The 26864-nt window shown below is 35.0% G+C and carries 22 protein-coding genes and 1 tRNA gene; 13 read left to right on the top strand and 10 right to left on the bottom strand.

What is annotated here, in order from left to right:
* Window positions 1-388: 388 nt before the first annotated feature.
* From ACFIK8_RS05100 to ACFIK8_RS05090, 3 genes are all read right to left on the bottom strand, one after another.
* The gene (locus tag ACFIK8_RS05100; RefSeq protein ID WP_375636141.1) at window positions 389-640 is read right to left on the bottom strand and encodes a GlsB/YeaQ/YmgE family stress response membrane protein; all 252 of its coding nucleotides are present in this window, start codon (window positions 638-640) and stop codon (window positions 389-391) included.
* Window positions 641-1508: 868 nt separating this feature from the next.
* Window positions 1509-3200, bottom strand: a complete 1692-nt coding sequence (locus ACFIK8_RS05095; protein WP_375636142.1) for a Na/Pi cotransporter family protein — start codon at window positions 3198-3200, stop codon at window positions 1509-1511.
* A gap of 70 nt (window positions 3201-3270) precedes the next feature.
* Complete coding sequence (locus ACFIK8_RS05090; RefSeq protein WP_375636143.1) at window positions 3271-4488, bottom strand: mechanosensitive ion channel family protein; 1218 nt, start codon at window positions 4486-4488, stop codon at window positions 3271-3273.
* Window positions 4489-4623: 135 nt separating this feature from the next.
* Here ACFIK8_RS05090 and dnaG point away from each other — a divergent pair, with 135 nt between their 5' ends.
* From dnaG to ACFIK8_RS05075, 3 genes are all read left to right on the top strand, one after another.
* On the top strand, window positions 4624-6561 hold the full coding sequence (dnaG, locus tag ACFIK8_RS05085; RefSeq protein WP_375636144.1) for a DNA primase: 1938 nt from the start codon (window positions 4624-4626) through the stop codon (window positions 6559-6561).
* A gap of 390 nt (window positions 6562-6951) precedes the next feature.
* Entirely contained in the window at window positions 6952-8967 is a 2016-nt protein-coding gene (gene rpoD, locus ACFIK8_RS05080; protein WP_375636232.1) for an RNA polymerase sigma factor RpoD, read from the top strand.
* A gap of 590 nt (window positions 8968-9557) precedes the next feature.
* Window positions 9558-10019: a YcgN family cysteine cluster protein gene (locus ACFIK8_RS05075; RefSeq protein WP_015856661.1), complete on the top strand. Its 462-nt coding sequence runs from the start codon at window positions 9558-9560 to the stop codon at window positions 10017-10019.
* A gap of 28 nt (window positions 10020-10047) precedes the next feature.
* On the opposite strand, the gene ACFIK8_RS05070 is transcribed toward ACFIK8_RS05075, so the two are convergent.
* Window positions 10048-10791: an SIMPL domain-containing protein gene (locus ACFIK8_RS05070; protein WP_015856660.1), complete on the bottom strand. Its 744-nt coding sequence runs from the start codon at window positions 10789-10791 to the stop codon at window positions 10048-10050.
* 172 nt (window positions 10792-10963) lie between these two features.
* Here ACFIK8_RS05070 and ACFIK8_RS05065 point away from each other — a divergent pair.
* Both ACFIK8_RS05065 and ACFIK8_RS05060 read left to right on the top strand, forming a co-directional pair.
* Window positions 10964-11040 (top strand) — tRNA-Ile (locus tag ACFIK8_RS05065).
* A gap of 1705 nt (window positions 11041-12745) precedes the next feature.
* Entirely contained in the window at window positions 12746-12928 is a 183-nt protein-coding gene (locus ACFIK8_RS05060; RefSeq protein ID WP_015856659.1) for a hypothetical protein, read from the top strand.
* On the opposite strand, the gene ACFIK8_RS05055 is transcribed toward ACFIK8_RS05060, so the two are convergent.
* Window positions 12852-13166 (bottom strand): helix-turn-helix domain-containing protein, encoded by a 315-nt coding sequence (locus ACFIK8_RS05055; protein WP_007347852.1) that lies wholly within the window; start codon window positions 13164-13166, stop codon window positions 12852-12854. The genes ACFIK8_RS05060 and ACFIK8_RS05055 overlap by 77 nt on opposite strands.
* Window positions 13167-13923: 757 nt before the next feature.
* Between ACFIK8_RS05055 and ACFIK8_RS05050 the strand changes: the two genes are divergently transcribed.
* The 3 genes from ACFIK8_RS05050 to ACFIK8_RS05040 all read left to right on the top strand — a co-directional run bounded on the left by ACFIK8_RS05050 (window position 13924) and on the right by ACFIK8_RS05040 (window position 15027).
* Window positions 13924-14172 (top strand): hypothetical protein, encoded by a 249-nt coding sequence (locus ACFIK8_RS05050; RefSeq protein WP_375636145.1) that lies wholly within the window; start codon window positions 13924-13926, stop codon window positions 14170-14172.
* Between the two features lie 307 nt (window positions 14173-14479).
* Complete coding sequence (locus tag ACFIK8_RS05045; RefSeq protein WP_375636146.1) at window positions 14480-14791, top strand: hypothetical protein; 312 nt, start codon at window positions 14480-14482, stop codon at window positions 14789-14791.
* Window positions 14792-14844: 53 nt separating this feature from the next.
* A complete protein-coding gene (locus ACFIK8_RS05040) occupies window positions 14845-15027 on the top strand; it encodes a hypothetical protein (RefSeq protein WP_375636147.1) in 183 nt (60 codons plus the stop codon).
* 507 nt (window positions 15028-15534) lie between these two features.
* Here the strand turns inward: ACFIK8_RS05040 and ACFIK8_RS05035 are convergent.
* The gene (locus ACFIK8_RS05035) at window positions 15535-15714 is read right to left on the bottom strand and encodes a DUF1508 domain-containing protein (protein WP_015856658.1); all 180 of its coding nucleotides are present in this window, start codon (window positions 15712-15714) and stop codon (window positions 15535-15537) included.
* A gap of 392 nt (window positions 15715-16106) precedes the next feature.
* Window positions 16107-16646, bottom strand: coding sequence for a helix-turn-helix domain-containing protein (locus ACFIK8_RS05030; RefSeq protein ID WP_026500335.1), 540 nt, complete (start codon window positions 16644-16646; stop codon window positions 16107-16109).
* Between the two features lie 360 nt (window positions 16647-17006).
* Here ACFIK8_RS05030 and ACFIK8_RS05025 point away from each other — a divergent pair, with 360 nt between their 5' ends.
* The gene (locus ACFIK8_RS05025; protein ID WP_375636148.1) at window positions 17007-18059 is read left to right on the top strand and encodes a DUF475 domain-containing protein; all 1053 of its coding nucleotides are present in this window, start codon (window positions 17007-17009) and stop codon (window positions 18057-18059) included.
* Between the two features lie 460 nt (window positions 18060-18519).
* On the opposite strand, the gene pncA is transcribed toward ACFIK8_RS05025, so the two are convergent.
* Both pncA and ACFIK8_RS05015 read right to left on the bottom strand, forming a co-directional pair.
* Window positions 18520-19128, bottom strand: coding sequence for a bifunctional nicotinamidase/pyrazinamidase (gene pncA, locus ACFIK8_RS05020; RefSeq protein ID WP_375636149.1), 609 nt, complete (start codon window positions 19126-19128; stop codon window positions 18520-18522).
* A gap of 46 nt (window positions 19129-19174) precedes the next feature.
* Window positions 19175-19711: a hypothetical protein gene (locus ACFIK8_RS05015; protein WP_375636150.1), complete on the bottom strand. Its 537-nt coding sequence runs from the start codon at window positions 19709-19711 to the stop codon at window positions 19175-19177.
* A gap of 162 nt (window positions 19712-19873) precedes the next feature.
* On the opposite strand from ACFIK8_RS05015, the gene ettA reads away from it, so the two are divergent.
* The 4 genes from ettA to ACFIK8_RS04995 all read left to right on the top strand — a co-directional run bounded on the left by ettA (window position 19874) and on the right by ACFIK8_RS04995 (window position 26006).
* Window positions 19874-21523 carry an energy-dependent translational throttle protein EttA gene (gene ettA, locus ACFIK8_RS05010; RefSeq protein ID WP_375636151.1) on the top strand — a complete coding sequence of 550 codons (1650 nt, stop codon included), beginning with the start codon at window positions 19874-19876 and terminating at the stop codon, window positions 21521-21523.
* A 676-nt stretch (window positions 21524-22199) separates the two neighbouring features.
* Complete coding sequence (locus ACFIK8_RS05005; RefSeq protein ID WP_375636152.1) at window positions 22200-23138, top strand: ArsR/SmtB family transcription factor; 939 nt, start codon at window positions 22200-22202, stop codon at window positions 23136-23138.
* Window positions 23139-23789: 651 nt separating this feature from the next.
* Window positions 23790-24050, top strand: coding sequence for a hypothetical protein (locus ACFIK8_RS05000; RefSeq protein WP_375640432.1), 261 nt, complete (start codon window positions 23790-23792; stop codon window positions 24048-24050).
* A 1578-nt stretch (window positions 24051-25628) separates the two neighbouring features.
* Window positions 25629-26006 carry a hypothetical protein gene (locus ACFIK8_RS04995; RefSeq protein ID WP_375656173.1) on the top strand — a complete coding sequence of 126 codons (378 nt, stop codon included), beginning with the start codon at window positions 25629-25631 and terminating at the stop codon, window positions 26004-26006.
* A gap of 112 nt (window positions 26007-26118) precedes the next feature.
* Here the strand turns inward: ACFIK8_RS04995 and ACFIK8_RS04990 are convergent, their stop codons facing one another.
* Window positions 26119-26274: a hypothetical protein gene (locus ACFIK8_RS04990; protein WP_375644791.1), complete on the bottom strand. Its 156-nt coding sequence runs from the start codon at window positions 26272-26274 to the stop codon at window positions 26119-26121.
* Window positions 26275-26864 lie beyond the last annotated feature (590 nt).

The following is a 26864-nucleotide window of genomic DNA, read 5'->3' as shown; positions in this document are numbered from 1 at the left end:
TTGTTGATGAAGTGTATAGGCGTTAAGTGCTATGCGGTAGAGTCTTTAATCATCGTTAGTGATTTTTGTAACCTTATGGATTGTTATTACAGTAAGATGAGCTAGATTTGCGCGCACTGTACAAAAATAGGTTCGTATTGCGTTAAAATAACGCAACATATCTCTCCTGATATGCGTAAGTTTATATAGGTATGAAATGGGTGCGTTATAAAGGTCTTTACTGCATTTCGTTTTAAAATATGGTGATGGTGTATGCCCAAAATCGCAGCTTAAGCACCTCACCATCATATCAAAACTGGTAACAACGAGTTACTGGGAAATATTTCAAATTTTTCTAGTTGTTTCCCAGTTTTTTATTGAATCCCAAAAGGTATAAAAAATAAATGCTCTAGGATCGAATTTTTTGTACTATCCATATAAGAATACAGGCTCCTATAAAACCTGAAATAAGATAGCCAAGCCAACCAGCAAAATTTACACCTAAAAGACTAAAAAGAAAGCTTGCTAGCGCAGCGCCAATAATCCCTAAGATAATATTTAATAATATTCCTGTTTGGCTTTTCATAATATACTGTGCAGCCCAACCTGCAATCCCGCCGATAATAATAGCAGCAATCCAACCGATGTTTGCATTTTCCATGATACTCTCCTTTGCCTGAATTTAAATTGTAACTAGAGTAAACTTTTTAAAAATCAAGATTTATCCCCTTTTTATCCAGTGAAAAGGATATTTCTGTTAGAAATTTTACTTATTATTTTCCTTTATATTAAAATAATATTTACATTGATATCATAATAATACTTAATAAGTATAAACATATAACACATTTTAATTTATAAATAAATTAATTAATTGAGAAATATGAATAAAAGAAGAAAATATTAGTGAAAATGTTTTAAAAAGTCATAAAGTTTATTTATAAGCTTTTTTAATCTCTCTCTTAAGTTTAAAAAAACAATTGTGATTTGTGATTAAAGCAATAAGTAAAATAGATATTTAAAAGTTTGGAGCTTGCCAATTGATATCAATGATGTTTGAAATGAAATTAAAACTGTTTTGTTGACACGTTATAGAATGGCTGTATAGGTTGAGTCTCTACCAATCTTGATATAAATGTTGCATTTTTGTGGGGTTTTGCATTCCTTATAGAGTATTTCTGTTTTTGCTGCTACTGTGGGGCAATTCCTTTTTACAAGGAGAGTTTAGGTTGGAACCATTATACTCTTGACTTTCTCTTTATGTGTTTAACAGTCTTGGCTTTGAGATGATTAGGCATTTTTACGTCTTTCTTCAAGAGTTCTATTCTACATGCTGCTTTGTTTATAATGTGTAAGCAAATGACTTTGAGTAATTCATCATGAATAGATTTTAAATGAAAGAAATTTACGATGCAGAAAGCTCATTTAAATTGTCAAATAATAAAATATTTTGATTAAATCAGTATCTTGACCATATTCAAAATCGAGTAATCGATGTGATGTATTTCTTATTCAAGTTATTTAAAAGTTTAAGGTTTTTCTGTTTGTTCTTCAGCAGGGTTGCGTAGGCGAGAACTTTGAAGAAGTCCCTGTTCTTCTAAAATGGGGTAGATCATTGAGGTCAAAAGAGAGTTGATTTGTTTGAGGTCGCGGACAGTGTCGAGATGAAGACTGGATGATTCTACATTTTTGAGATCCCCTTCACGCAAACGTTTAAAATGTTTTAAACTCATCTCCTTTTCTAAGTTTCGTAGTTGATCTTTTTTTTGTACCAATAGGTGTGCAGTGTGTGTATCACGTGAGACAAGAACGTTAAATGCTATATGCGCGTTGGCTAGTACAATGGCGTGGAAACGAAGGAGATCATTCCAGCCCTCGCTGCTGAACTGTAAACCTTTTTGTTGTTTCTTTTTAACCAGCATCAGCATATTATGAATAATGATATCGCCTGCTTGGTCTAATTTTATACAGGCGCCTAGAAGTTCTTGCGTTTGAAGAGCTTCTTCGTCAGATAATTTTTGTCCCGCTAATCGTGCAAGATAAAGTTTGATGGCGATATGTTTTTTGTCCAATATGGTGTTGAGTTGGTTGAGTTCACGAATAATATTGGGATCAGGATTTTCATAAAGTCCCATGATTTTTTCTAGCATGATGTCTACAAGATCACAAATATGAATGACTTCACGCATGACATTCGAGAGAGCGAGAGAGGGGCGTTCAAGCACACTGTCATCAAGAGCTGTTTGATCCGATAAATTGAGCGTTTTGTCGGCTTGCGTTTTTTTTGCACTTATATGAACAATTTGAGTGGTTAATTTTAAAACCCATTTTGAAAGCGGTATTCCAGCAAGGAGAATGAAAACATTAAAAATAATGTGGGCGTTGATCACTTGAGTAGGGGCGTTATTGCCAAGCCATGTGATGGGAGGGCGGAAGGAGAGAAATAAGATAAGTACAAGGATTGAACCGGCCCCACGCATGAGTAAATTTCCTAAGGGAACGAGGCGGGTATTAGGAGAGGCGTTGCGCGTTAAAAGTGGTGCTATAAGAGAAGAGCCAAAGTTGACACCAAGAACCATGACAACACAGAGTTGCGTATGGATAAGATCGTAGTTGGCAAAATTGACCAGCAAAATGATTCCTGCAATAGATGAATGTAAGAGGTAGGTTAAGCCAGCAGCCAACAAAAAAGTGGAAACAGGATCGGTTGAAAGATAACGAATGATGCTAGGCAAAATTTCGCTTTCACGTAAAGGTTCTGTCGCTGTACTTATCATCTCTAAAGATAAAATTAACAGACCAATACCGATGACAATACGTCCTATTTGACGCCACTCACGTTTTTCTGTTGTCATGAAGATACAAGTGCCAATTAAAAGACAAAGGGGCACAACAAGTGTGAGATCATAGGTGAGAATTTTAACAACGATTGCTGATCCTAATTCTCCTCCGCGTACAGCCATAAGTCCCGCTACTCCAGAGACAAAACCAGATTCAACGAAAGAACCAACAAGGAGCGTTATTGCTGTAGAGCTTTGTAAAATCATTGCTGTAAAAAGCCCAAAACTTACCGCAAACAATGGTTTTGAAATGACGTGGCACATTTTATATTTAAGTCTGTCACCATAGGCGCGTTCAATTCCTGTGCGCACCATGCGTGTGGCCCAGAGAAGTAAAGAAATAGCGCCGGCAAGATGAAGGAGTACCAATGAACCATTCATGATACTTTATTCTTTCTCTGTTGTTATGAGTATGTTTGCCTCAAAATTGATAAATTAAAGTTTATCGTTTTTATTTCGTTTTTGCTTTTAATACTTGATTAAAATCATAACCGCTTGGATTTTGAAAAACCTTTAGACCAAAACAGGGAAGAATGGAATAAAGGTGATCAAAAATATCACCTTGAATTTGTTCGTAGTCTATCCAAACGGTGGTGTTCGTAAAGCAATAAATTTCCAATGGTAAACCATTTTCTGTAGGAGGTAATTGCCGTGCCATAAAGGTCATATTAGGGTTGATGTTTATATGTTGTTGTAGATAAGCAAAAACATAAGCACGAAAAGTTCCAATGTTGGTTAAACGGCGCGTATTGGCTAAGACATCATGATTTTTATCTAATTGAGCATTCCATTGGTCAATTTCTGCTAATTTTTGCGTGAAATAATTTTCTAATAAATTAAATCGGGAAAGATATTTTTGTTCTTCTTCTGTGAGAAAATGGATACTTGATTGATCAATAAAAAGGGAGCGTTTGATGCGTCTTCCACCCGATTCTTGCATTCCACGCCAATTTTTAAAAGGGTCGGTCACAAGTTTACGGATAGGAACTGAGGTGATGGTGTTGTCGAAATTTTGAACTTTAACAGTATGCAGGGCAATTTCAATAACATCACCATCGGCACCGAGATTAGGGATTTCAATCCAATCACCAACGCGAACCATATCAGTGGATGAAATTTGAATACCGGCAACGAGAGAAAGAAGCGTATCTTGAAAAATTAACATGAGAACCGCGGCCATTGCACCAAGACCGGAGAAAAGAATAAGAGGGGAGCGGTCAATCAATGTAGCGACCATTAAAACTGTCGCAACAGCAAAAAGTGCAATTTTAGCAATTTGAATATAACCTTTTATTGGTTTTAACCGTGCTGTTGGTCGTTGTTCGTAGAGGATGTTAATGACATTCAGACAGGCAGAAATTGTCAGAACAACAAAAAAGATAATGAAGGCGTTAGCAACATTACCGATGATAGTACTGAATGCATTGGGCAATGTTGGTATAAAATTAACACCAACCGAAATAATAAAGGCTGAAATGATATCCGCTATGTATTGAATAGCATTATTAATATCGATCGTTGTATTTTTGGGGAGAAAAGAAGAGAGTTTTTTGGCTCCGTGAATAAGTAATTTTCGTCCTAGAAAGTTGACTAAAAGGGCAAATATAGTAAGAATAATAAGCCAAGAAATAGCCTCTAACCACGGATATTGAACAATAAATTCGATCACTTTTCCACTCTCCATTTCTAAAGTTATATGCAGTTAAGAGTTTAAAATTTTACAACTACTTAAGAGGAAGTATTGGAATTATGCTCTAAAGTCGTTAAATATGCAAAAAAGAATTTTCAAACTCTGTGAGAGATAATGCGTTTCCCGCCCGATTTCCTTAATGAACTGCGTACTAGACTCCCAATTTCAACAGTGATTGGTCAACGGGTGGATTTTGATCCTCGAAAAAGTAAGCCTTCACGGGGAGACTTTTGGTGTTGTTGTCCATTTCATGGTGAAAAAACGCCAAGTTTTCATTGTGATGATCATAAAGGGCGCTATTATTGTTTTGGTTGTGGTGTAAGTGGAGATATTTTTACCTTTTTGTGTGAGCTTGATGGATTGCACTTTTCAGAAAGTGTAGAGCGTTTGGCTGATTTTGCGGGAATGAAACTCCCTATTTTGGATTCACAAAGTCATAAACGTCAACTGGAAAAAGCTGAGCTTTATGATGTAATGAAAATTGCTACAGATTTTTTTCAATATAATTTACGCGATAAAGGAGGTGTGCAAGCACGTCGTTATTTGGATGCACGTGGTGTGACACCAGAGCTCGTAGAGCGTTTCCGCATTGGTTTTGCACCGGTAAGGCGTACAGCTTTGAAAGAAGCTTTGAGTGCACGGGGCATTTCAATAAAGCAAATGGAAGAATGTGGACTTCTCACAGTGCGTGAGGGGAGTGCGGATTCTTATGACCGATTTAGAAATCGCATTATGTTTCCTATCGAAGATTTGCGCGGACGTGTGGTGGCTTTCGGAGGGCGTGCATTAGAGAAAGAGACACGAGCAAAATATCTCAATAGCCCTGAAACAGTGCTGTTTCATAAAGGAAATATACTTTATAACGCGGTAGCAGCTCGCAAAAACAGTCGCTTTGTTGGCGATGAAAAAAATCATTCACTCCTTGTTGTTGAGGGGTATATGGATGTCATTGCATTGACTAAAGCTGGTTTTGAAGGAGTTGTAGCGCCCTTGGGGACAGCATTAACGGAAGCGCAAATTGAGCTTTTATGGCAGATGGGGAAGGAGCCCATTTTGTGTTTTGATGGTGATGATGCTGGTTTAAACGCTGCTTTTCGTGTTGCTGATCGTGTGTTGCCTCTTTTAAAGGCTGGGGTTTGTGTACGCTTTGTTTTGTTGCCACAAGGAAAAGATCCTGATGAAATTGTTTGTGCTGGTGGAGCACAACTTTTTTCTTCTTTTTTGCAAAAAGCAATTCCTTTGAGTGAGCTTTTATGGTGGCGAGCTACCTATGGAAAGCATTTTGAAACTCCAGAGACACGAGCAGCGCTAGAAAAACAACTAAAACAACAAATTTTTACGATTAAGGATGAAGATGTCCGTCGTTATTATTTGCAAGATGTAAAAAAACGCCTTTTTGATTTTTTTCGTCCCTCTTTTTCGAAAAAAAAGGGAGAAGGGCGATATGATCAATCTTCATCAAATAGGATCTTTAAAGATCAATCCTTTTCTCTGTTAGCAAATTCTGAAATAGTACGAAATTCTTCGCAATCTATTCCTTTGCGAGAAGCAGTGATTTTACTCACTTTAGCTTACTATCCTGAGTTGTGGTATGAAAATTTTGAAATTCTTTCTGAGTTAGAATTAAAAAATACTCAATTGATGTGCTTTCATCAAGCTATGTTGGAAATTCTTGGGAATCAACAGCTTCATGATGAGGAGACGATGGTTGCGCTCTTAGAAAAAAGAGGGCAAAAGGCTCTGTTAGAGCGTATGAAACATCTTGTGCAAAATATTGGTATGCGTATTATCTTTGGTAGAGCTTCTATAGAGGATGCACGTGCGATATTAAAACAAGCTGTCTACTTGCATCTTCAAGAACACCACCTACATAAGAGATTACAGGATATTAAAGAGCAACTTGTAGAAAATCCTAGGAGTGAGGTTTTTGATCTGCTTCGTGAGGTAAAAAATGAGCTGGAGCAGATGCAGGCAACAGAAGCGTTAATTGAAGGGTTTGGAAGTTGGTTGGATGAAAAAATAGACGGGAATACACAAGATACGATAAAATGATTCGCTTTTTTAATGCGAATCAGTCACTTAAATTTTAGACGAGGAAGTTTATGGGAGTGACATTTTCATAAAGATGGCAATTAAATTTTAGGAAAAGCGGGTAAATTTTAGGAAAAGCGGGAAATTGGTTCTTACGATAGGGTACAGAGATTATCTCAGAAGGGCTGAGAGGTGTCGGGGAAACTTCTGGAGTTTTCCCGCGTTTTTGTCTGGATGTCAAGTTTGTCTGGATGTTAAGGCGTATACAAAATGTATTCTTTCCAATAGTAATCTCTTAAAAGGAAGTATATATGAGAAATTATTGGTAGATTTTAGTGAGAGCAAAAAAAACTGGTCACATGGAAACTATGGTTACATGGAAACTGTGAAGTGGTCGAGTGGAGTTATGGTATGGCAACAAAGGTTAAACAGAAAGATAATGCAGAAGTAACAAGCCAAGCGAGTTTGGATGGTCCTCTTCTTGATTTTTCTGATGATGCCATCAAGAAAATGATTAAACTTGCCAAAAAAAATGGTTATGTAACAATGGATGAACTCAATGCTGTTCTTCCTTCTGACGAGGTTACATCCGAACAAATTGAAGATATCTTGGCGATGTTCTCTGAGATGGGGGTTAATGTTGTGGATGATGAGGATGAAGTTGAGTCTGAAAATTATGAAGAAGAAGTTACAGTAGAGGGTGGTGATTTAGTAGAAGCCTCTAGCCACGCAATTGCAACGACAACGAATAAACGCGAAGTAACAGATCGTACGGATGATCCGGTGCGTATGTATTTGCGTGAAATGGGAGCTGTTGAGCTTCTTTCACGGGAAGGTGAAATTGCCATTGCTAAGCGTATTGAAGCAGGGCGTGAGACAATGATTGCGGGACTTTGTGAGAGTCCTTTAACTTTTCAGGCTCTTATTATATGGCGTGACGAGTTAAAAGAACAGCGTATTCTTCTTCGTGAAATTATTGATCTTGAAACGACTTATGCTGGTCCAGAAGCAAAGCAGGCTCCTGTTATTGAGCGAAGTGAAGTGAATAAGACAGAAGAAGAAAAAATGTCTTCTGGTATACGTAATATGGAGGAGAGCGCAGGAGAGAGAAACATTGAAGACGACGATGAAGAAGACGATGACGATGTTAACTTATCGCTTGCTGCAATGGAAAATGAACTTTGTCCTCAAGTTATGGAAACATTGGATTTTATTGCTCAAACCTATGTGAAATTACGAAAATTACAAGATCAGCATGTTGAAAGCAGTTTGGCAGAGCGTAAAGAGGGGGCCCTTACATCTTCTCAGAAGAAAAAATATATTCAATTAAAGGGTGAGTTGATTCAAGCAGTAAAATCTCTTTCTTTAAACCAAAATCGTATCGAAGCTTTGGTTGAACAGCTTTATGACATCAATAAGAGATTGATTCATAATGAAGGTAAGCTGAAACGGATTGCCAACAGCTATGGCATTGGCCACGAGGATTTTTTAAAAGAATACCAAGGGCGTGAATTGGACGCAGATTGGATGAATTATATTGCTGCTTTGCCTACACCTGGTTGGAAAGAATTTTCGATGCGTGAAGCAAAAGAAATCCAAAAACTGCGAAGTGAGATACAAAATCTTGCGCAAGAAACGGCTATTTCGATTGGTGAATTTCGTCGGATTGTTATGCAGGTGCAGAAAGGTGAACGCGAATCAACAATTGCGAAAAAAGAGATGGTAGAATCTAATTTGCGTCTTGTCATTTCAATTGCAAAAAAATACACTAATCGTGGTTTGCAGTTTCTTGATCTTATTCAAGAGGGTAATATCGGTTTGATGAAGGCTGTGGATAAGTTTGAATATCGGCGCGGCTACAAGTTTTCAACTTATGCAACATGGTGGATTCGTCAGGCTATTACACGTTCAATTGCTGATCAGGCGCGTACTATTCGTATCCCTGTTCATATGATTGAAACAATTAATAAAATCGTTCGTACATCGCGTCAGATTCTCCATGAAATTGGACGAGAACCAACACCAGAAGAATTGTCTAGCAAGCTTTCTATGCCGTTGGAAAAAGTACGAAAAGTTCTTAAAATTGCAAAAGAACCCATTTCACTCGAAACGCCTGTTGGTGATGAAGATGATTCCCATTTAGGTGATTTTATTGAGGATAGGAATGCGTTATTACCAATTGATGCAGCTATCCAAGCTAATCTGCGAGATACGACAACACGCGTTCTTGCTTCATTAACACCGCGGGAAGAACGTGTTTTGCGGATGCGTTTTGGAATAGGGATGAATACAGATCACACGTTGGAAGAAGTAGGACAACAATTTTCAGTTACAAGAGAGCGTATTCGTCAGATTGAAGCAAAGGCACTTCGTAAATTAAAACATCCTAGCCGTTCACGAAAATTGCGTAGTTTTCTCGATTCTTAAATAAAGAAATTCGTGTGTATTTTAATAAATCCCTCTTTCTTCTTAATGAAGGGGAGGTGTGTCACATTGTACTTTGATGCTTTTTTGAGAAAATATGGGAAGAATTTGAATAATCCAGAAAGTTTACGATGTTTAATGTTTTTCTTAGCTTTTGAATTTTGTATTTCTCTTTCTGAAAATAACAGATGTAGGGTAAATACTGGTGTGGTAGTCATTTGAAAAAATGAACGAAAAACATTATCTTGCGTGTAGCGGCTCGTTTCTTAAGAAATAGGATCTATTAAGAATAAACTTATATTGCAACATACGGACTTTTTGATGAGAAATGTGTATTCGTTGCGGAATTTTTATCATTTTAGGTGACGCATTTTATTCTTCGTCAGTTTATAAAGGAATGTTTCAATAGATTATGTTCATTTATATGCGCTATTTTTTGAATATTCTCTTTTTATTCAGATAGATTTTAAGAAAACGGTTTAAAGCATACATTGAGTTGAATCTTTTTAAGAGACAGAAATAGATGAAATTATAGAAATTAAACGTTTCATTTTTTATAGATCGTCTTAATTAAAAAAGGTGTGTCTGAGTTTATGAGTGGAGAGCTTCCCTTTTGGAAAGTAAAAAAATTAGAAGAGATTTCCATTTCTGAGTGGGAGAGCCTTTGTGATGGCTGTGGTCGTTGTTGTCTCCATAAAGTTGAGGACGATGATACGGGTGACCTTTATGCAACCAGTATTGCTTGTCGTCTTTTAGATGGGGAAACTTGTAGGTGTCGAGATTATGCTCATCGCAAATCAATTGTACCAGATTGTATATCGCTAGACATTACGACAGTTAAAACAGCGCGTTGGCTTCCAGAAAGTTGTGCTTATAGATTAATTTATGAGGGAAAAGATCTTCATTGGTGGCATCCATTGGTATCAGGAGATTGCCAGACGGTACATACAGCGCATATTTCTGCACGCGGACAGATAGAGGTTTACGAAGACGAATTATTATCTGAGGAAGATTATCTTCATCACATTACTGGTCTTCTATGTAAAGGCCAGTAATATGATTTTTTATACAACAGTTGGCGACTTAATCGATCGCAAAGACGACAGTGACGCTCACATTATAAGTTAATTCACCACCTGCAAAATTTGTATTTTCGTAGCTTGCATCTGCTGCTCTACTCATGAGACGTGGTGTTGGGTGGTAGTAATCATCCCTTTCATTGATTTCAATAATTTTTCCTAATTTTAAATCGGCTGCTTGCGCTATCGTTTGCGCTTTTTCAATGGCTTCAGTAATGGCTTTTTTACGTGCTTCTTGATAAAACGGCTTTGTATCTGCGTTGGTAAAAGTAATGCCGTTGACTGAATTAACACCTAGAGTCATCGCTTGATCAAAGATTTTACCAGCATTATTAAGATCACGAATGCGCACGGTTAAAGAATTTGAAACATGATAGAGTTTTTCATTATTCTTTTTTTCGTGGTGTTTATCAGAAGTCGACTGATAAATGGATAAACCTGATGTTTGCAAATCATTTGCTTGGATGCCATCGTTTTTAAAAGCTTTTATAATATCATTGATGGATTGATTATTGGAAGCTAATGCCTTTTGGGCAGTTTTGTCATAGGTAACAACGGCTAGATTAATAATTGCCATATCCGGTGCAGCTTGACTTTCTCCGATTGCAGTCACTGTAATAGTTGCATTTTTCATTTTATTTTCTTCAGCATAAGCACGTACAGTCAACGATGTGGCTAAGAGTGTAAATGCTAATATAACTGCTTTAACCAGAGAACCCTTCAGTGGTTGAATTTTCTTTTCTATCATATCTATACCTTTATATTTGTCAGTTAACTATTCTCTCATTTTTAAGAGTTCTTGTAAAGAAATTAGGGCACTGAAAAAAAAACCAATAGAAAAGAGAAAAAGATGGGTTATAATCTTCGTCAGCTCTTGTATCATAGGGCATTTTAGTTTAGAGAGAAACAACCTATATATGGGGCCTGTAGCTCAATTGGTTAGAGCCAGCGGCTCATAACCGCTTGGTTGGGGGTTCGAGTCCCTCCGGGCCCACCAATAGGGAAATGGCCAATAGAAAAATGGGTAGCTTATATAAAAATTTTGGGATTCTACCTTTTTCGTTTTTTATTTATTTTTCTGTTTGTTCTAAAATCCTTTGTCATTGTTTGTTGCTGTTTTTTTCTATCAGTCGCTTTAATATAAAGTGATAGTATGTTTTTTAGTCTCATTAAAGAAGTGCTCTCATTTGAAACATTGTAGCATTTGGATTAACTGATATGTGGCGCTATTTACTTTCTTAATTCATATACTGTTTTGTACTTTTTCTGTATGATGTTCTTCATAAAATAGAAGACTAAAAGCTTCATTGGATAAGTTTATTTATGCTTGTTCTATAAATAAACAGATCCCAATAAAACCAATTTTAAAGATTGTATCTGTTTAGAACAAATGGCTCAAAAAACATTTAGTGTAAATTTGCTTTTTTCTGAGTGATGTTAATGTCTTTTAGACGTTCGAATAGCATTATCGTGATGAAAGGTTGTATATAAGAGGATGTAATCCATAGGTGCTCATATGTATCATGGGGTCAACGATAATAACATTTGTTGATATTTTCTTTTTCCCAAGAGAGGAGTTCTATTTGATTTTTGAGAAATATTGTTCATAGTGACGTTGGCGTGTTCTCTGAAAAGAATCTCATCAATTGTTCTTTGAAAAGTCAATTGAGTGGTTTTTTCTATCGCTTTGCATCATCCAGATTTTATTGTAATAAGCATTTTATTTATTCTGTAAAAAATATTTTCTATGATATTGGAAAATTCGTTAAAATGCCATTTTCTGTTTTTGTGTATTTTTCGCTTAATGCTCAAATTATAGAGTTTTCATGTAAGCCAAATTATTATTGAAGAGCAGAAGTCTTTTTTGATTTTACTCTCATAGGGGATTGGCAATATTTAGGTCAACCTAGCACTTTTGGGTATTGCTAACATTTTTCTCGTATTGATTGTGTAGAGAGTTTTATCTTTGTTGTGAGTTTTCTCTCTTATGAAAAATTATTGGCAGAGAGGGTAATTTTTTTTGGAAAAGTATACTTTTCTTCAAAATCATACTTTGAAAATATAATTCTTCATTTACATAAGGGAATTTCTCTCTTGTTGTAAATCTGCAATACAATTTACGTACAAGGATTATGCGTGGTGATTCGTTTTATTTTTTAATAGTATCATTTTTGCTTATGATAGAGACTTAATATTAGTATTTACAAGGTGCGTTTAGAGGGGAGGTTACCTATAAACGTGTTACAGAGTTTTAGGTAGTGTGGCTCTGTTTATAAGAATTTATTCCTATAACATTGTTATATTCTTGCTTTGCAATATTGTTTAAAAAACATAGACGGTGCTATGTAGAATAAAATTGTGATATATTTTTTTTCAAAAAAGCTTTTTCGTGTTCTCTTATATAGAGTTCAGGAGTGTCTTCAGGGATATTTTCACATTAGTTTGTTACTGGTCCGAATCACAAGATATGCGTAACATTATTCGCATTTTTGATAGATTATACCAATTTTCATAAGAAGATCTGGATCGTGTGATGCTTTCTGTTTCACCATGGTACATGACTAATAGAACTTCATCTGATTTTGTAAAATAAGTTTGTACACAATTGCTTCCATACTGCCTATTGCAAATATTTTTTTCTAAGGTATGAGATATATTTAAACGCTTTAGCGTTATATAGTTTGACTACATGGAGTATGACTATGAAGAATGATAAAAAATTTGAAACAACTTTATCTGATATTATTGTAAAATGGGAGTCTTTATCGACGTCTCAAAAGCAAGCGATATTGGATAGAGTAGAAAATTCTACAGATTCTGCTCATTCAACAGAACATTTAAGGCTTCAATCTTCTTTTTATCTCCAGACGAAATCAAAGTTATGAGTTTTAAGTCTTCATCGGAGATGTTGAAACCAGTTATTACATATATGGCACTAGCATTTCCCAGTGTGTTCAAAATAGCCATGAGTTTATCTACTGAAGGCCTCTTTCCTCCATTTATCATTTGTTGGACGTAATTTTGTCCACAGCCTGCAGCTCTGCTTATTTCAATCATTGTTCGTCCGTCACTTTTAATCAATTCAACTAAGCGTTGGAACCAATCTTTTTCAGTCTTTGTCATTTTTAGACCTTTACATATTTACGCTATAGCGTTAATATTGCGTTGCGAATCCAGAATATATGATACAAGGAGCGTGAAAATATCCATGTGTAGCTCTTCGCTAATGAAGCATATAGAGTTGTTTTTAACTAATAACAAAATGTCCCCATACACTTTCAGATTCGAATCAATAAAAAATGGTTGCTTAGTTCCACGGTTGTGAAAAAATAAACGTGTATACCAGAAATGGCGATACACACTCGTATGTTTATGAGATTTCACTGTGATAGTATACGTAGCAGCATTATAAATCAAGATATACCCCAACATCAGAATTTGTAAAAAATTCTGTGTTGAGGCGGTGTGTGAGTATAACGAAGCTTTAGAGCCTTAAGAGATAGGATAATGGCTGTAGAAAAAATGTAAATTCATAGGCAAAGAATACTGATTTCTCCTTTATTGTAATAAATTAGATCACTATCAGATGGTATATCGTATATATGCGTTAAAAAATTTGGAAAATATCAAAAAAGTGATCTTGGATATTTTATTAAACAGGAAGGTAATCTGAGTCACATAGGTGGTTGTTTGGTAGGGTGTATACATTTGATCAATGCCCTTACGGGGATGAGTGTGTTTTAAGGCAGCTGCAGTTTATAATGAAGTCTGTATTTACAATGATATTGTTATTTATAACAATGCATTAACATATGGTTGTGTAGTCGTTCGTAAGAGTTTGCATGTTTATGAAAGATAAGAACTTTATAGTTATTCGAATATGAGTGGAGATGCATATGTTTACGCTAATGCGGTCTTTTTTGATCAAGTTTTGAATGCTCAATGTATTGAATTTTATGGTGATACTCGTGATTATAGAAAGGCTCGAGTTTATAGTGATGCTTTAATTTATGGTGATGTAAAGATTTTTGGGAAGGCAAAATTTTACAGAAATGCTGTGCTTTGTGACACCGATGATTTTTGTAATAATGAAAAACTTTCATATATAGCCGTATTCCCCATGGCGTAAAAAGGAAGATAGGAACGATTTGGGCAAGGCTTGTACGATTGCGTTGCGTCGTTAGTTTTATTTGACGTTCCTTATTTTTGTTTTTTGTGTCAATAAATGTGTCGCAAATAATTGGTGTAAGCGTGTAGATTTAGCCGCTTTCAGAGATTTTTTTGCGTCATTTATCAATGGCTTTAATGGAGAAAATAAGAATGCCGAGAGTGATTGTTCACACTTGGAACATGCGGTTTATTGCATTCTTTTTTTGATTGAGGATGAAACAAATTGGTCAAGATGATCACTTGAGCGACAATTAAGGGAGATCCAAATGAGTGTAAACGAAATTTTATTGGGAGCAATGGTTGTTGTTTTGTTGTGCAGCGGGGTTATATTTCGGTTTTCTTTATATTATCGCAGTCAAGTGAAAGTTTTAAAAGATGAATCTAGAAGAATAAAGCATGAGTTTTTAAGAGATTCTATGAAGATGACTGAAGAACGAGATAGAGCTATTAGAGAGCAAAGTATGGTGATTAAAAGACGTGACCAAGCAATTGAAAAACTGAAAAAACAAATTAAACAATATGAAAAAAATGAAAAGAAATATCAAAAAATGCTTAAATCTGAAGATGATAAAGAGTGATATGTATTCATATTTTGCATTAAAGGGCTTGGAAATGTGTTAGGAAGATTGGAATGACGAGAGAGATAAACTTTAATGAAGCCAATTATGGTGCTGATGGAGAGATTGTATTGAAAGAGAATATTCAAGTTTACTCTGATTTTATGAAAACATTTAAGTTTATAAGACAGAGCGTCTTTGATTATAAAATAAGAGGTTATGGTGATAAACCAGTTTATAGGTATGCTGGTTATTAAAAAGCGCGTCTATACAATCCAGTATGCTGGAAACAATTTTGCACGTTCCTTTTAGATATAAGGTATAAATGCTACGATAGTTTCAGCTAATATGTCTAAAAAATTGCATGATAATAGAAAGAAAGAGATATTTGCTTTTTATGAAGATGAAATGGGTAAGTCAGTTATGATTATCAAATGCAGAAGAGGAATATGAGCATAAAAGATATTAATATCTTGTAAAGTAATTATATTCTCATTGATAAATTATCTTTTCTTCATGTGTGTTTATTTTTTATGAAAAATACAAGACTTAAGAGACTTTCTTTTTGATAAATGCTATAGAGACTTAAGTATGATTGAAAACAAACATAATAAACTGCAAGAATGTGATTGTTATTTGTGAGTATCAGAAATAATACAAAAACCTCCTCCCGCTGAGGGAAAAACGATCACTTTTTATTTGTCACAAAAGCAACTCACCATACCATTACACAAAATAAACGTTTGTTTTAATGGTAAAGAACGTCAGGACTGTAGTTCTCTAATAAGAGCCTTATGTGTAATTTCTTTGATTTGTTCAATATTGACTAGGATATCTTGTTTTGTTGGATAACCTTTACTAGAAAAAGCAATTTTTTGTGCATCTCCTGAGATTAAACGCCAGTACCATTGATTGTGAACTCCTTGAAACACCTCAAAATACATGCTTCCCACCTCATAAAATAGCTGATAATTTTCAGGATAAATATTTAACTAATCCGTCTGTGAACACTAATGTATGTCTCTATAGGAAGTCGTCAATATATTCCCCTTAAATTTTCTGACCTTAAAAAATAATTTCTATGAGAGCTATTATTCTTTTAACAAGAAAAAAATTCTTGTCAATAAGATATGAATGAGAATTTTATACTATAAAATTATTTTTTTTAATTTAAAGACACTATACTTTCATTTAAAATGCGAATATTTTTATTGTCAGTACAGAAATAAATTTTATAAATTATACAAAATTTCACCAGCATGGATAAAGTAAAAAATACTCTTCTCCATACTGGTAGAGTTTTATCATTTCTTGCTTTTTCTTTTGAAACAGACGTTTATTGATTGGCTATAACCTCTTTTTGGGATACGCTTCGAATGAGTAAATCAATGAATAAGCTAAGAGTATAAGAATTGGCCATTTTAGCTTTCATATCGATCAGAGAGGTTGTAGTCTTGGGGTTAAGTCCATTTGATAAACCTTGTCTTGACAAATATTGCTGCAATTTTTCATAAGAACTGTCGATTTTTTCTTGATTTGGTTTTTCATTACGATCACTATTGGCAAGTGTTTCTTCCAGTCCTTCGATTTTTTTAATAAAATAATTCCAGTCAAAATCACCTTTTGTATATTCGGTGTCAAACATTTTTCCTTGCCCAGTTAAAAGCCAATTAATATTGACACCATATAACGTGCGGTATGTTTGTAAGACACTAAGATTGGGTTCTCTCTCTCCACGCTCATAAAAAGCAATGGAATTTTTTGTCATGCTAAAATTTTTAGCTAAGGTTTCACGTGATGGATCGCCTAAAGCAAGACGTACATAACGTAAACGTTTTCCAAATATGGTTTTTGATTCAGTTTCAGGACGTGCCACGAATTATCTCCCTCAGTAAATCATCATGGTATAAATCATTAAATAATAAAAGCACACTATGTATTAATATTCTATGATATAATGTCAATATTTATAGCTTTAATTTCTTTTTATTTTTTATTTTCGTGGATAGAAAGAAATCTTTCGCTTATTGTATTGACAATTGATATTCATTTCAAAACAAAATTCTCTGTTTGCTACATTTGTCTCTTGCTTTTTTTGAGAGAATTTTCATGTAACTTTACCATATATATTCTATACACTTTTGCATCAATAGATGCAACTTTAAAGAGATGCAAACTTTGGATTTGGACTGGGTGTGTTTTAGATGAATGAGAAAATAAACTTTGAGGAATGATCATGGCCCTATTACGCTATTTTGGGTTTGCTTTTTTTTTCACGATTATTGGTGTCTTTTTAGGAGGGGTTATTGGTTGGTTTGAAACGGAAAGTATTATTGGTTTTCTTAAATATTTTTTTATTTGCTTTGTTTTAGGAGTTTTGGAAATTTCTTTATCTTTTGATAATTCTATTATCAATGCGCGTGTTCTTAGTAGAATGGATCCGTTGTGGCGTCGTCGTTTTCTTATATGGGGCATTTTGATAGCTGTATTTGGGATGCGAATTGTTTTTCCATTATTGGTGGTTGTCGTTGCTGTTGGGATTAATCCAATTGCGGCAGTCAAATTAGCTATATGGGAACCACACCGATATGCGGAAGTTTTAACCGATGCACATATGGGGATTGCTGCTTTTGGAGGCACTTTCCTTATGATGGTTGGCTTAAAATATTTTTTTGATTCTGAAAAAGAGGTACATTGGCTTAATGTTATAGAGAGACCTGCTCAAAAGTTTGGGGCGCTTGTTGGGATTGATATTGCAATTGTTTTGATTTTGATCTTATTTGTTTCAGGTCAGATTGACACAGAAGATAAAATAACTTTTTTATTGGCAGCCCTTTATGGACTTTTGACCTTTATCGGTGTTGAAGTTGTCGGTCATCTCTTGGATACCCCTCAAAAGACTTTAACAACAGTAACTCACGGGGGAGTAGGGGCGTTTCTTTATTTAGAAGTTCTTGATGCTAGTTTTTCTTTCGATGGCGTGGTTGGTGCTTTTGCCTTTTCACACAACCTTTTTATTATTGCGATAGGTCTTGGTATCGGTGCATTTTACGTTCGTTCTATGACAATTATGTTGGTTGAATCAGGAACATTATTGCATTATCGTTATTTGGAACATGGTGCTTTTTATGCAATTTTAGTTCTTGCAGTGATTATGTATCTGCAGACGATTATATCGGTTCCTGAAGTCTTAACAGGACTTGTGGGAGTCTGTATTATTGGAATGGCATTATATTCTTCGATTCGTTTTAAGCATCGTCAGGTGGATAAACATGTTGTGTCTAAGTAATGGAGATTTCTTATTTTCTTACGCTTTTGTTTATCGCATATCTTTGAATAGAAAGAGGTCTTTTATGCAAAATAAAATACTATTCTATTTTATTGCTTATTTGCGTTTTTGTTTTAAAGTTGAGTCCATTGCATGATACTACTCATGAAGGGAATAGTGTACAATCTCTAAGGTGCTTTTTGACCTAAATTTAAGACAGAAAGCTGATGCTATACTTTTTACTAGCTTTCAATATTATGACAAGCTCTTGCATCTAATGGTTCATAAGAAGTGTTTTTACTGTTTTTTTGAATGATTTTTATTCATACATTGATTCTCTTTGTAACGTGTAGGAGAATGGTTTTGAAACAGGTTTGAAATGAGAGAATTTACGATATTCTAGACTCTCACTTAAATATGTGAAAAATAATTTATCCTTTATAAATCAGTATATTATAGTAGTAGATTAGAGAAGAATATTTTAAGAGACCATTAAAAGCTCTATACCAGCTTCGTTCATAGTTTTAAGCATAGTGTTTAGTGATCCATTTACATCAATACCAGCACAGGCATTTAATGAAACACTGACTTTAAAACCGCATTGTATAGCGTGAAGAGCAGAAAATCCGACACAAAAATCAGTTGCTAAGCCACACATAATGAGCTTGGTAAAACCATGTTCTTTGAGATAAACTTGTAAACCTGTTGGTGTTTTTTGATCATTTTCAAGAAAAGCAGAATAGCTATCCATTTTTTGATTATAGCCTTTTCTAAGGATAAGTTGTGCCTTTTCCACTCTAAGAGATGGATGAAATTCTGCTCCTTGTGTTCCTCGTATGCAATGATCAGGCCAGAGTATTTGAGGACCATAGTCAAGAATGATGGTATCATAGGGCTTTTTTTCAGGATAGCAGGAAGCAAAGCTGCAATGGTTTTTTGGGTGCCAGTCTTGGGTTAAGATAACGTGGTCAAAATGATTTATGAGATTATTGATGGCGGGTAAAATAGCATCACCTTGTGGTACGGCAAGTGCTCCACCTAGTAAGAAGTCATTTTGAACATCAATGACGATTAAGGCTTTTTTTTCCATAAATATATTCCTATATGAGATGATCTTTTATCGTATTTTTAAAAAGCTATATTTCGTCTTGAAGTTTTGAAATGATTTGCTGAATATTGATATTATTTTTATAATTATCAAGCCAAAAGAGGGGGATGGATAAGTTTTTACAATTGGTTTTATAGTTTTTTACGAATTGTAACCACGTACCAATGGGAAGTGCACTGTAGTCATTTGTTGCTACGTGTTGATGCAAAGCTTTCATGATCATTGGGCTTGGGACGTCAGATCCCATAAGGCGGCGATCATTTTGTAAACGTAATTTAAGCCATATCAAGGCAAGGGGGGAAGACCATTGTTTCCCGTAGCAAAAAATCGATGAAAAAAGGGAAGGATTTTTTACTGCGTAATATAAAGCCCATAAAGCAAAAAAAGAAGGCGCATAGAGAATTGCTTTTCTTTTTGGTACCATATTACATTGATAAGTTGGTTTAATACGATAAAAATACAACGTTATATCTGGTATGGAAAAGAGAGGCAATGTTTGATAACAGGTTTCAGGTACAGCTAAAAAGATTTGCTTTTTGCTTTTTTGGGGGATGTTTTTTTGCATTCAGGACCATACTGGGGCTTGTGAGATTAGAAAAAATGTACCAATATAAAGTGAAAAGCTTTTGATACGATGTAAGTGCTATTTACTGTACAGTTTCAAAAAGCAAAAGCAGTTTTTTTCAAAATCCTAATCTTTAATATCGCACAATATAAAGAGAAATTTATGGCACGTCAATTTATCTATCATATGGCTGGGCTTAACAAGTCTTACGGCAATAAAAAAGTTCTAGAAAATATTCATTTGTCTTTTTATCCAGATGCGAAGATCGGTATTTTAGGGCCGAATGGTGCAGGGAAGTCAACTATTTTACGTATTATGGCTGGGCTAGATAAGGAATATACGGGAGAAGCATGGATTTCTGAAGGAGCACGCTGTGGCTATCTACCACAAGAACCTTTGCTTGATGCGAGCAAAGATGTGCGTGGCAATGTGATGGAAGGTGTTGCAGATAAACAAGAAATTCTTGAGCGTTATAACGAATTGATGATGAATTATAGCGAGGAAACGGCTGATGAAAGTGCACGGCTTCAGGACATTATTGATAGTCAGAATCTTTGGGATTTAGAAAGTCAAGTGGAAATGGCTATGGCTGCTCTTGGTTGTCCGCCAGCCGATGGGGATGTAACAAAACTTTCGGGTGGTGAGAAGCGGCGTGTTGCACTTTGTAAATTGCTTTTGTCAAAACCTGATTTGTTACTTTTGGATGAACCGACAAACCATTTAGATGCTGAAACGACGGCTTGGCTTGAAAGGCATCTACGTGAATATCCTGGGGCTGTGCTTTTGATAACCCATGATCGTTATTTTCTCGACAATGTAACGGGTTGGATTTTAGAGTTAGATCGCGGGAGAGGTATTCCTTATGAGGGAAACTATTCTGCTTATTTGGGGGCTAAAGCCAAGCGTTTGGCTCAAGAAGGACGTGAAGAGGCAGCGCGTCAACGTGCTTTATCACGTGAGCAAGAATGGATCGCTTCTAGTCCAAAAGGGCGACAAGCAAAGTCAAAAGCTCGGATTAAGGCTTATGATGAGTTGGTTCAAGCAGCACGTGAGCGTCGTCCTGGAGAGGCACAAATTATTATCCCTATTGGAGAAAGATTAGGACAGGTTGTTATTGAAGTTGATAATCTCTCTAAAGCTTATGGTGAGCGTGTATTGATTGATTCTCTTTCTTTTAAACTTCCTGCTGGTGGTATTGTCGGCGTTATTGGGGCCAATGGTATGGGAAAGTCGACCTTGTTTAAAATGTTGACGGGACAGGAACAGCCCGATTCAGGTCAAATACGTATCGGTGAAACAGTTCACATGAGTTATGTGGATCAGAGTCGCGATTCCTTGGTGGGGAATAAAACTGTTTGGGAGGAAATTTCTGGTGGAAATGACATTATTAAATTAGGCAAATATGAGATGAATAGTCGCGCTTATTGCGGGGCTTTTAATTTCAAGGGGGCAGATCAACAGCAGAAGGTGGCAAATTTATCAGGAGGGCAGCGCAATCGCGTACATTTGGCAAAACTTCTAAAAGAGGGGGGGAATGTGCTTCTTCTTGATGAACCGACAAATGATCTTGATACTGAAACATTGGGTGCATTGGAAGATGCATTGGAAAATTTCGCTGGTTGTGCAGTTATCATATCGCATGACCGTATGTTTCTTGATCGATTGGCAACACATATTTTAGCCTTTGAAGGTGATGGCCATGTAGAATGGTTTGAAGGTAATTTTGCTGAATATGAGGCTGATAAAGTTCGTCGTCTTGGGGCGGAATCTCTTAATCCTAAGCATGCAAATTATAAACCTCTTACACGCTAGAATTTTTTATCTTATCTCAACGTTTTTGAAAAAATGGTGTATTTTATTGCATTTGTTATTTCATAAATAAAGTGTGAGTGTACTCTGTGGAAGTTTTTATTCATTGAAAATAGTAAGAGATACTTTATGAAATTACGACCTAGATAGGGTTATTCTACTCATGATATATAACCGACTATTGCTTGTAAAATTGTATTGTAATGAAAAGGAGGGGATGAAGAGTATAGCGCTATTTCTACAAATGCTCTAGTCATTGAGCATTATCATTTTTACTTAATAAAAATGCAAGCTGGCACCATCATGTTATTTATTTTCTCTCAATAGTGTGCAGTTCTTGTTTTGAGATGACCATAAAAGGTATTTTTATCCATATGTCTCCTCTGTTTATGAGCTGTAAGAGAATAATTTGGATTGATTTATCATGAATAGGTTTGAAATGAGAAAAATTTACGGTACTCCGATGTTTTATTCAAGTTGAAAATGATGAATTGTTATTATAAATCAATGCATTATCATTATAACGAGAAGCAGGGGGATAATCTGTTCGTTTTTTACAGTAGCCTATTTTTTTCATAGTATAATAAAATAGAGAGAACAAAATAGATGAGAATATGCGTTTTATGCTTGACTTTTTTTTCTGTAAACAAATGTTTATAGGAATGTTTAAGGGATAATTATGAAAAAAAGTGCAAGTTTAGATGCAATGATTGTGCTGCTAAAAGCGGTCGCAGAAATAAACCATTTACGTGTTCTTACGCTCTTGCGTCATGAAGATTTAACAATTTCTGATTTTATTTTTATTCTTGATCAGTCGCAAGCGTGTATATCACGATATTTACGTTTGTTGTACGAAGCACGATTGATTGAGCGTTATCAGAAGGGAGATAGCCTTTATTTTAAGCTTTGTCATGATTTTTTGGGTAAAGACATTGTGATGGGTGTTCTTTCGGCTTTGCCAAAGCATGATATGTTGTTAGCGCATGATTTAGAACGTTTGAAGGATGTTAAAAAGCAGCGTCAAAAAACGAGGAAGAAGCATTTTTTACAAAATACGTTGCAATGGGATGTATTACGGTCATCCTATATGGCAGATCATGGTGTGGAAAACGCTTTACTTGAAATCATTGGCGATAAGCCATTTCAAACGATGCTGAATATTGGAATAGGTGGAGACTCTGTCTTAAAATTGTTTTCTAATCTTTATACGCATGCGGTTGAAGTTGTGCTTGATAGCAATGTTTTTCACTTGTCTGTTGGAGATACAACTTTTGATTTAGTTATTCTTCATTGGGTTTTACATTTTCTTGAAAATCCTGAAATGTTTCTTCATGAGATATCAAGTGTTTTGCGTCCTCATGGACGTTTATTGATTGTGGATTTTGGTTATCATGAAATTGAGTCTTCATATTCTGATCAAGCACATATACGTTTTGGATTTTCGGCTTTACAAATAGAACAATGGCTTAAAAATACGGGACTTGTTCTAGAACAAACGGTTTGTCTTACTCCTATACAAAATGAAAACAGTGAGAAGGGTATGGTTACGCTTTGGCTTGCTCGTGATCCGCGTTTATTAGTTGACGATATCAAAGATAAACAAGTCGATTTTGCATAAATCGCATTTGTTGACCTGCTTTATTCTCTGATTTTTCTTAAGGAATAGCGTAGAGATAAACCTTTATTCAATCATTGATAATCTATTGTTTTTTACATGTGTATTATGTTTTTATATGAGAGTATTGGTGTTTTACAGGGGCTTGGTGGCTGTGTACTGTGTAATGAAAGCACCTTCTATAGAGATAAGCCTATGAGGATCGTTATTTAAGGTGTCTTGATATCATATTTGTTTTATTAGCCAATATATTGATTTTTTAGACTTCAATGAGAGGCTCGAATATAGGAATATTTTTTCATTTCAAATTTCCTGTTTCAGAATCCAAAAGAGTCTGTTTGTTTGTTACAAGAGAAGATATTTATCTAAATAATACCGTTTGTAAAAGGAAATACATATTTCTAAATATGAGAGCGGCGGCGATATGATGTAACAGCGCACAATACAATATAGTGATGGCTCATACCTTCATAAATGTCAAAAATGGTGGTACCCAATAGATCTTACGATGTCTCTTTAAAACAGGTGCTTAGATAAGAAGTACCTTGGAATTTTTAGTGAGGGGTGCAAAAAGATGCTCTAAAAAGACGAAGGGGTAAAAGGGTAAGACAATGCATGATTTTCATTATTTAAAACACAGCGTTATGAGCGTGTTTGAAAGTCGTAAAGGCAAATGAAAGGGATGGTAAAGATGGCAATAGGTTTTTATCTTTGGGCTTTTATGTTTCGTTCAAAATAAATGATGGCTTTTTTAAGATTACTCAAACAGACGTAAATATTTTTACTCTAATTGGGCATATAAAAGCTGGGACTGTTTACATGGTTCTCATTTGCTCTAGTCTTTATCTCAAGCATATTGCCATGTTAGGAGCAGGTGTTGATTTACAAGTAATAGCAAACGTAAAAGCTTGGTAGATGACGCCATAAAATTACTCATAAATTAGTAATGGATTGGAGTGATATTCTGAATTTTAAAAACATTTTGTACAACAATGGTTATAATAGCGTATCTGACTTTACGTTTATTTCTTCTTACAAGCTTCATATATGGCGTTCGTCTATGTGTTTTTTATTATATTCATAAAAATAAGATTGACGATAATCTATGGATAGTCCGTGGCTGAAAGTAGAAAAGAAAAGCGTGATATTACACTAAAGTTTCGTATCTCTTTATCATGAGAAGTATGAAGGTTATTAAAAAGGTTATTAAATAAGTCCATTTTTCTTGCCAAAAGTGATTTTTTCTTTTTATGCTTACTGCTCATTTTATGACGCAGCCCGTTAGTATAGCGTAAAATTGATAGGGCATCATCGTTTTATGTTTTTTATCCATATGCTTTTTCTTGTTTGTGATGTGCCATAGTATGGCTATTCATTGATTCAATAGACGAAGATTTAAAATAAGGGAATCTTACGTTCTTGAGATCTCTCATGTAAGTTGTAAAATGATGAGTTATGATTGTAAATCAATGCATTATTTACGGTAGAAGAACAGACTATAACAATTTTTGAGCATAGAAACTACTGTGTGTATTATTTTACGGGATCATTTAAATGATAGAGATTAAGAGAAACTGTCTGCATTGATCTCGGTTTGTTATGTTAAAATGCGTTAGAGCCTGTTGGTTATTGTAAAATAGTTTATCGTTATTTGGAATGATTATAGGACGTGATTCGAAACAAATACCTTCAGAGTTCTCATTTTTTCATAAAATTAAGCTGTTTAAATTCTTCATTGATTGTTACATGAGAGATGCGACGATATTTTAATGATCATTTACAGAATTTTTTATGAAGATGGATAAGATTTTAAAAATCTACATTTTTATTTTTGTGGTGATTGCTGTTGGAAAAGTGATTCTACTTTTACATGGTTTGATTTTTATAGGGTGGATACGTAGAAATTACGGTTTTTTTAATTATGATCATCAGAGTTATGAAAGAAAATATTTAAAAGTTATAATGATCGTAGATTCTAATTGATGCTTCTTGAAATAAAATTGCTTCAAATTGGGTCATTTTAAACTTTTTTTGCCTAAATTTAAACATTTTTAAACAATTTATAACTCTTTTATGTTTTTTTGCGTAGAAGATGATAAGAATTTCTTGTTGTTTAAAGAATTTTATTCCATAGCAAGAATATTGCATCGGCTATCTTAGTGGTTGATGTGAGAGGACGATCGGGGAACCTCCTCCCCCCCCCCCCCGCGTGGATCCCCTAGATTGTCTGGCCTGACTGAGGATTTCCTCAGTCAGGCTTTTTGTAATTGTTTTTGGGGGTGTTGTAGCGTGTTATTAGGGGGAAGTGTAAGATCTGTTGTTGTTTCGCCTATACTACCTAAAACATAGAGGGGCGGTTCTTATTGGGCGGATAGTGTTAGCGTATTCATTTTCAATAATTTGATTTTTCTTTATTGAGACATTGTTGAATGTTATAAGGGGAATCATAAAAGGAATCTATGTTTGTGTTCTGTGATCTTTAGGTAAGAGATAATGGAATCTTTTTCGCGTCGTATTGTTTTTATTTTATTTATGTTTTTTATTTTTGGCGCTGTCTTTTTTGCTTCTCGAAGCGGTGCTGTTTATCAGTTTTTTTCCGGCCGCTCTTCTTTTTCTTCTCAGAAGCTTGATGTAACAGAGGAGGAGTTGTTAGAGAGATTGTCTGTATCTTTTCCAGATATTATCAAGCATCTTTCTAAGATGAGTCCTCAACAGCAAGAGTTGTTTATTGCGCAGCTGCGTCGTGATGTAATTGCGCTTGCTTTTAAAAGTGGTCAGAGTCGTGAGCAGGCTCACAAATCTGGTGAAACTGTTGCTATGGCTCTTTCAAAAGCGATTTCTCGTCCTTCCATTGCTAATGCTTATTTTTAGCTGTTTTTTTAATCGCGCTTTTGGGTTTTATTTTGAGGAGAAAGAGCTTTTTGTGAATTTTTGAAAAGTGCGAGGAGATAATCAATTTGTAAGATAGTTAGCAAAATTTATCTTACTCAAAAGGTAAGCAATCGAAGTATAGGGATAATGGTGCAATCATTACAGGAGTGATAGAAAGTCTATCAAGGGTGTTGGTCAAGTTAATTGCATTATCAATCGCTACAATGACAAAAGCAGTATTGACTATAATAAAACACGTTAATCGCATTTTATATGCCAGTTGTTTTTTATTTGATATGGGCAAATAAAAAAAATTTAAAGGATTTAGGCTTCCTTTGTTCTACGGATTTTAGGATATTTATTCACTTGTATGATTTCTGAAAATGGGGTGCAAGGCTGATAAGATGATAGTCTGTGGCAAAGAAAAAAATATTTGAATGAAGATGAGAAGTCTATTTTTATTTAAAAAGGCTTTGGGGGTATTGAGTTTTCTAACATTTTCAAAAAACAGACAAAAGTAATTGTTAAGCTTTGTTGTAGGGACAAAGACGGATATAACTTTTTTAGCATATTGTTTTATAATGAGAATTTGTCATTTTCATATTGAGTGAGAATCTTAGGAATTGTAAAATTCTCTCGTTTTAAATTTATTCATGGTGAAAAAATCAAAATCAGCTTCTTGTGCACTACAAGTGAGAGGCTTGTGTGAATAGAGGCTCTTAAAAAAAAGAAGTAAAAAGCTTATTTGAGGAATCTTGAGAGCTAAAAGCCTGTTGCAATATTTTGAATTGGTAAAGAGTATGATGGTTTTAGTATATTTATGAATTTTTTATTGCGCAATGATGGGGGTAGGGATTT

The sequence above is a fragment of the Bartonella sp. MR168JLCBS genome (assembly GCF_042194175.1).
This window is presented reverse-complemented; position numbering and strand designations above follow the sequence as displayed.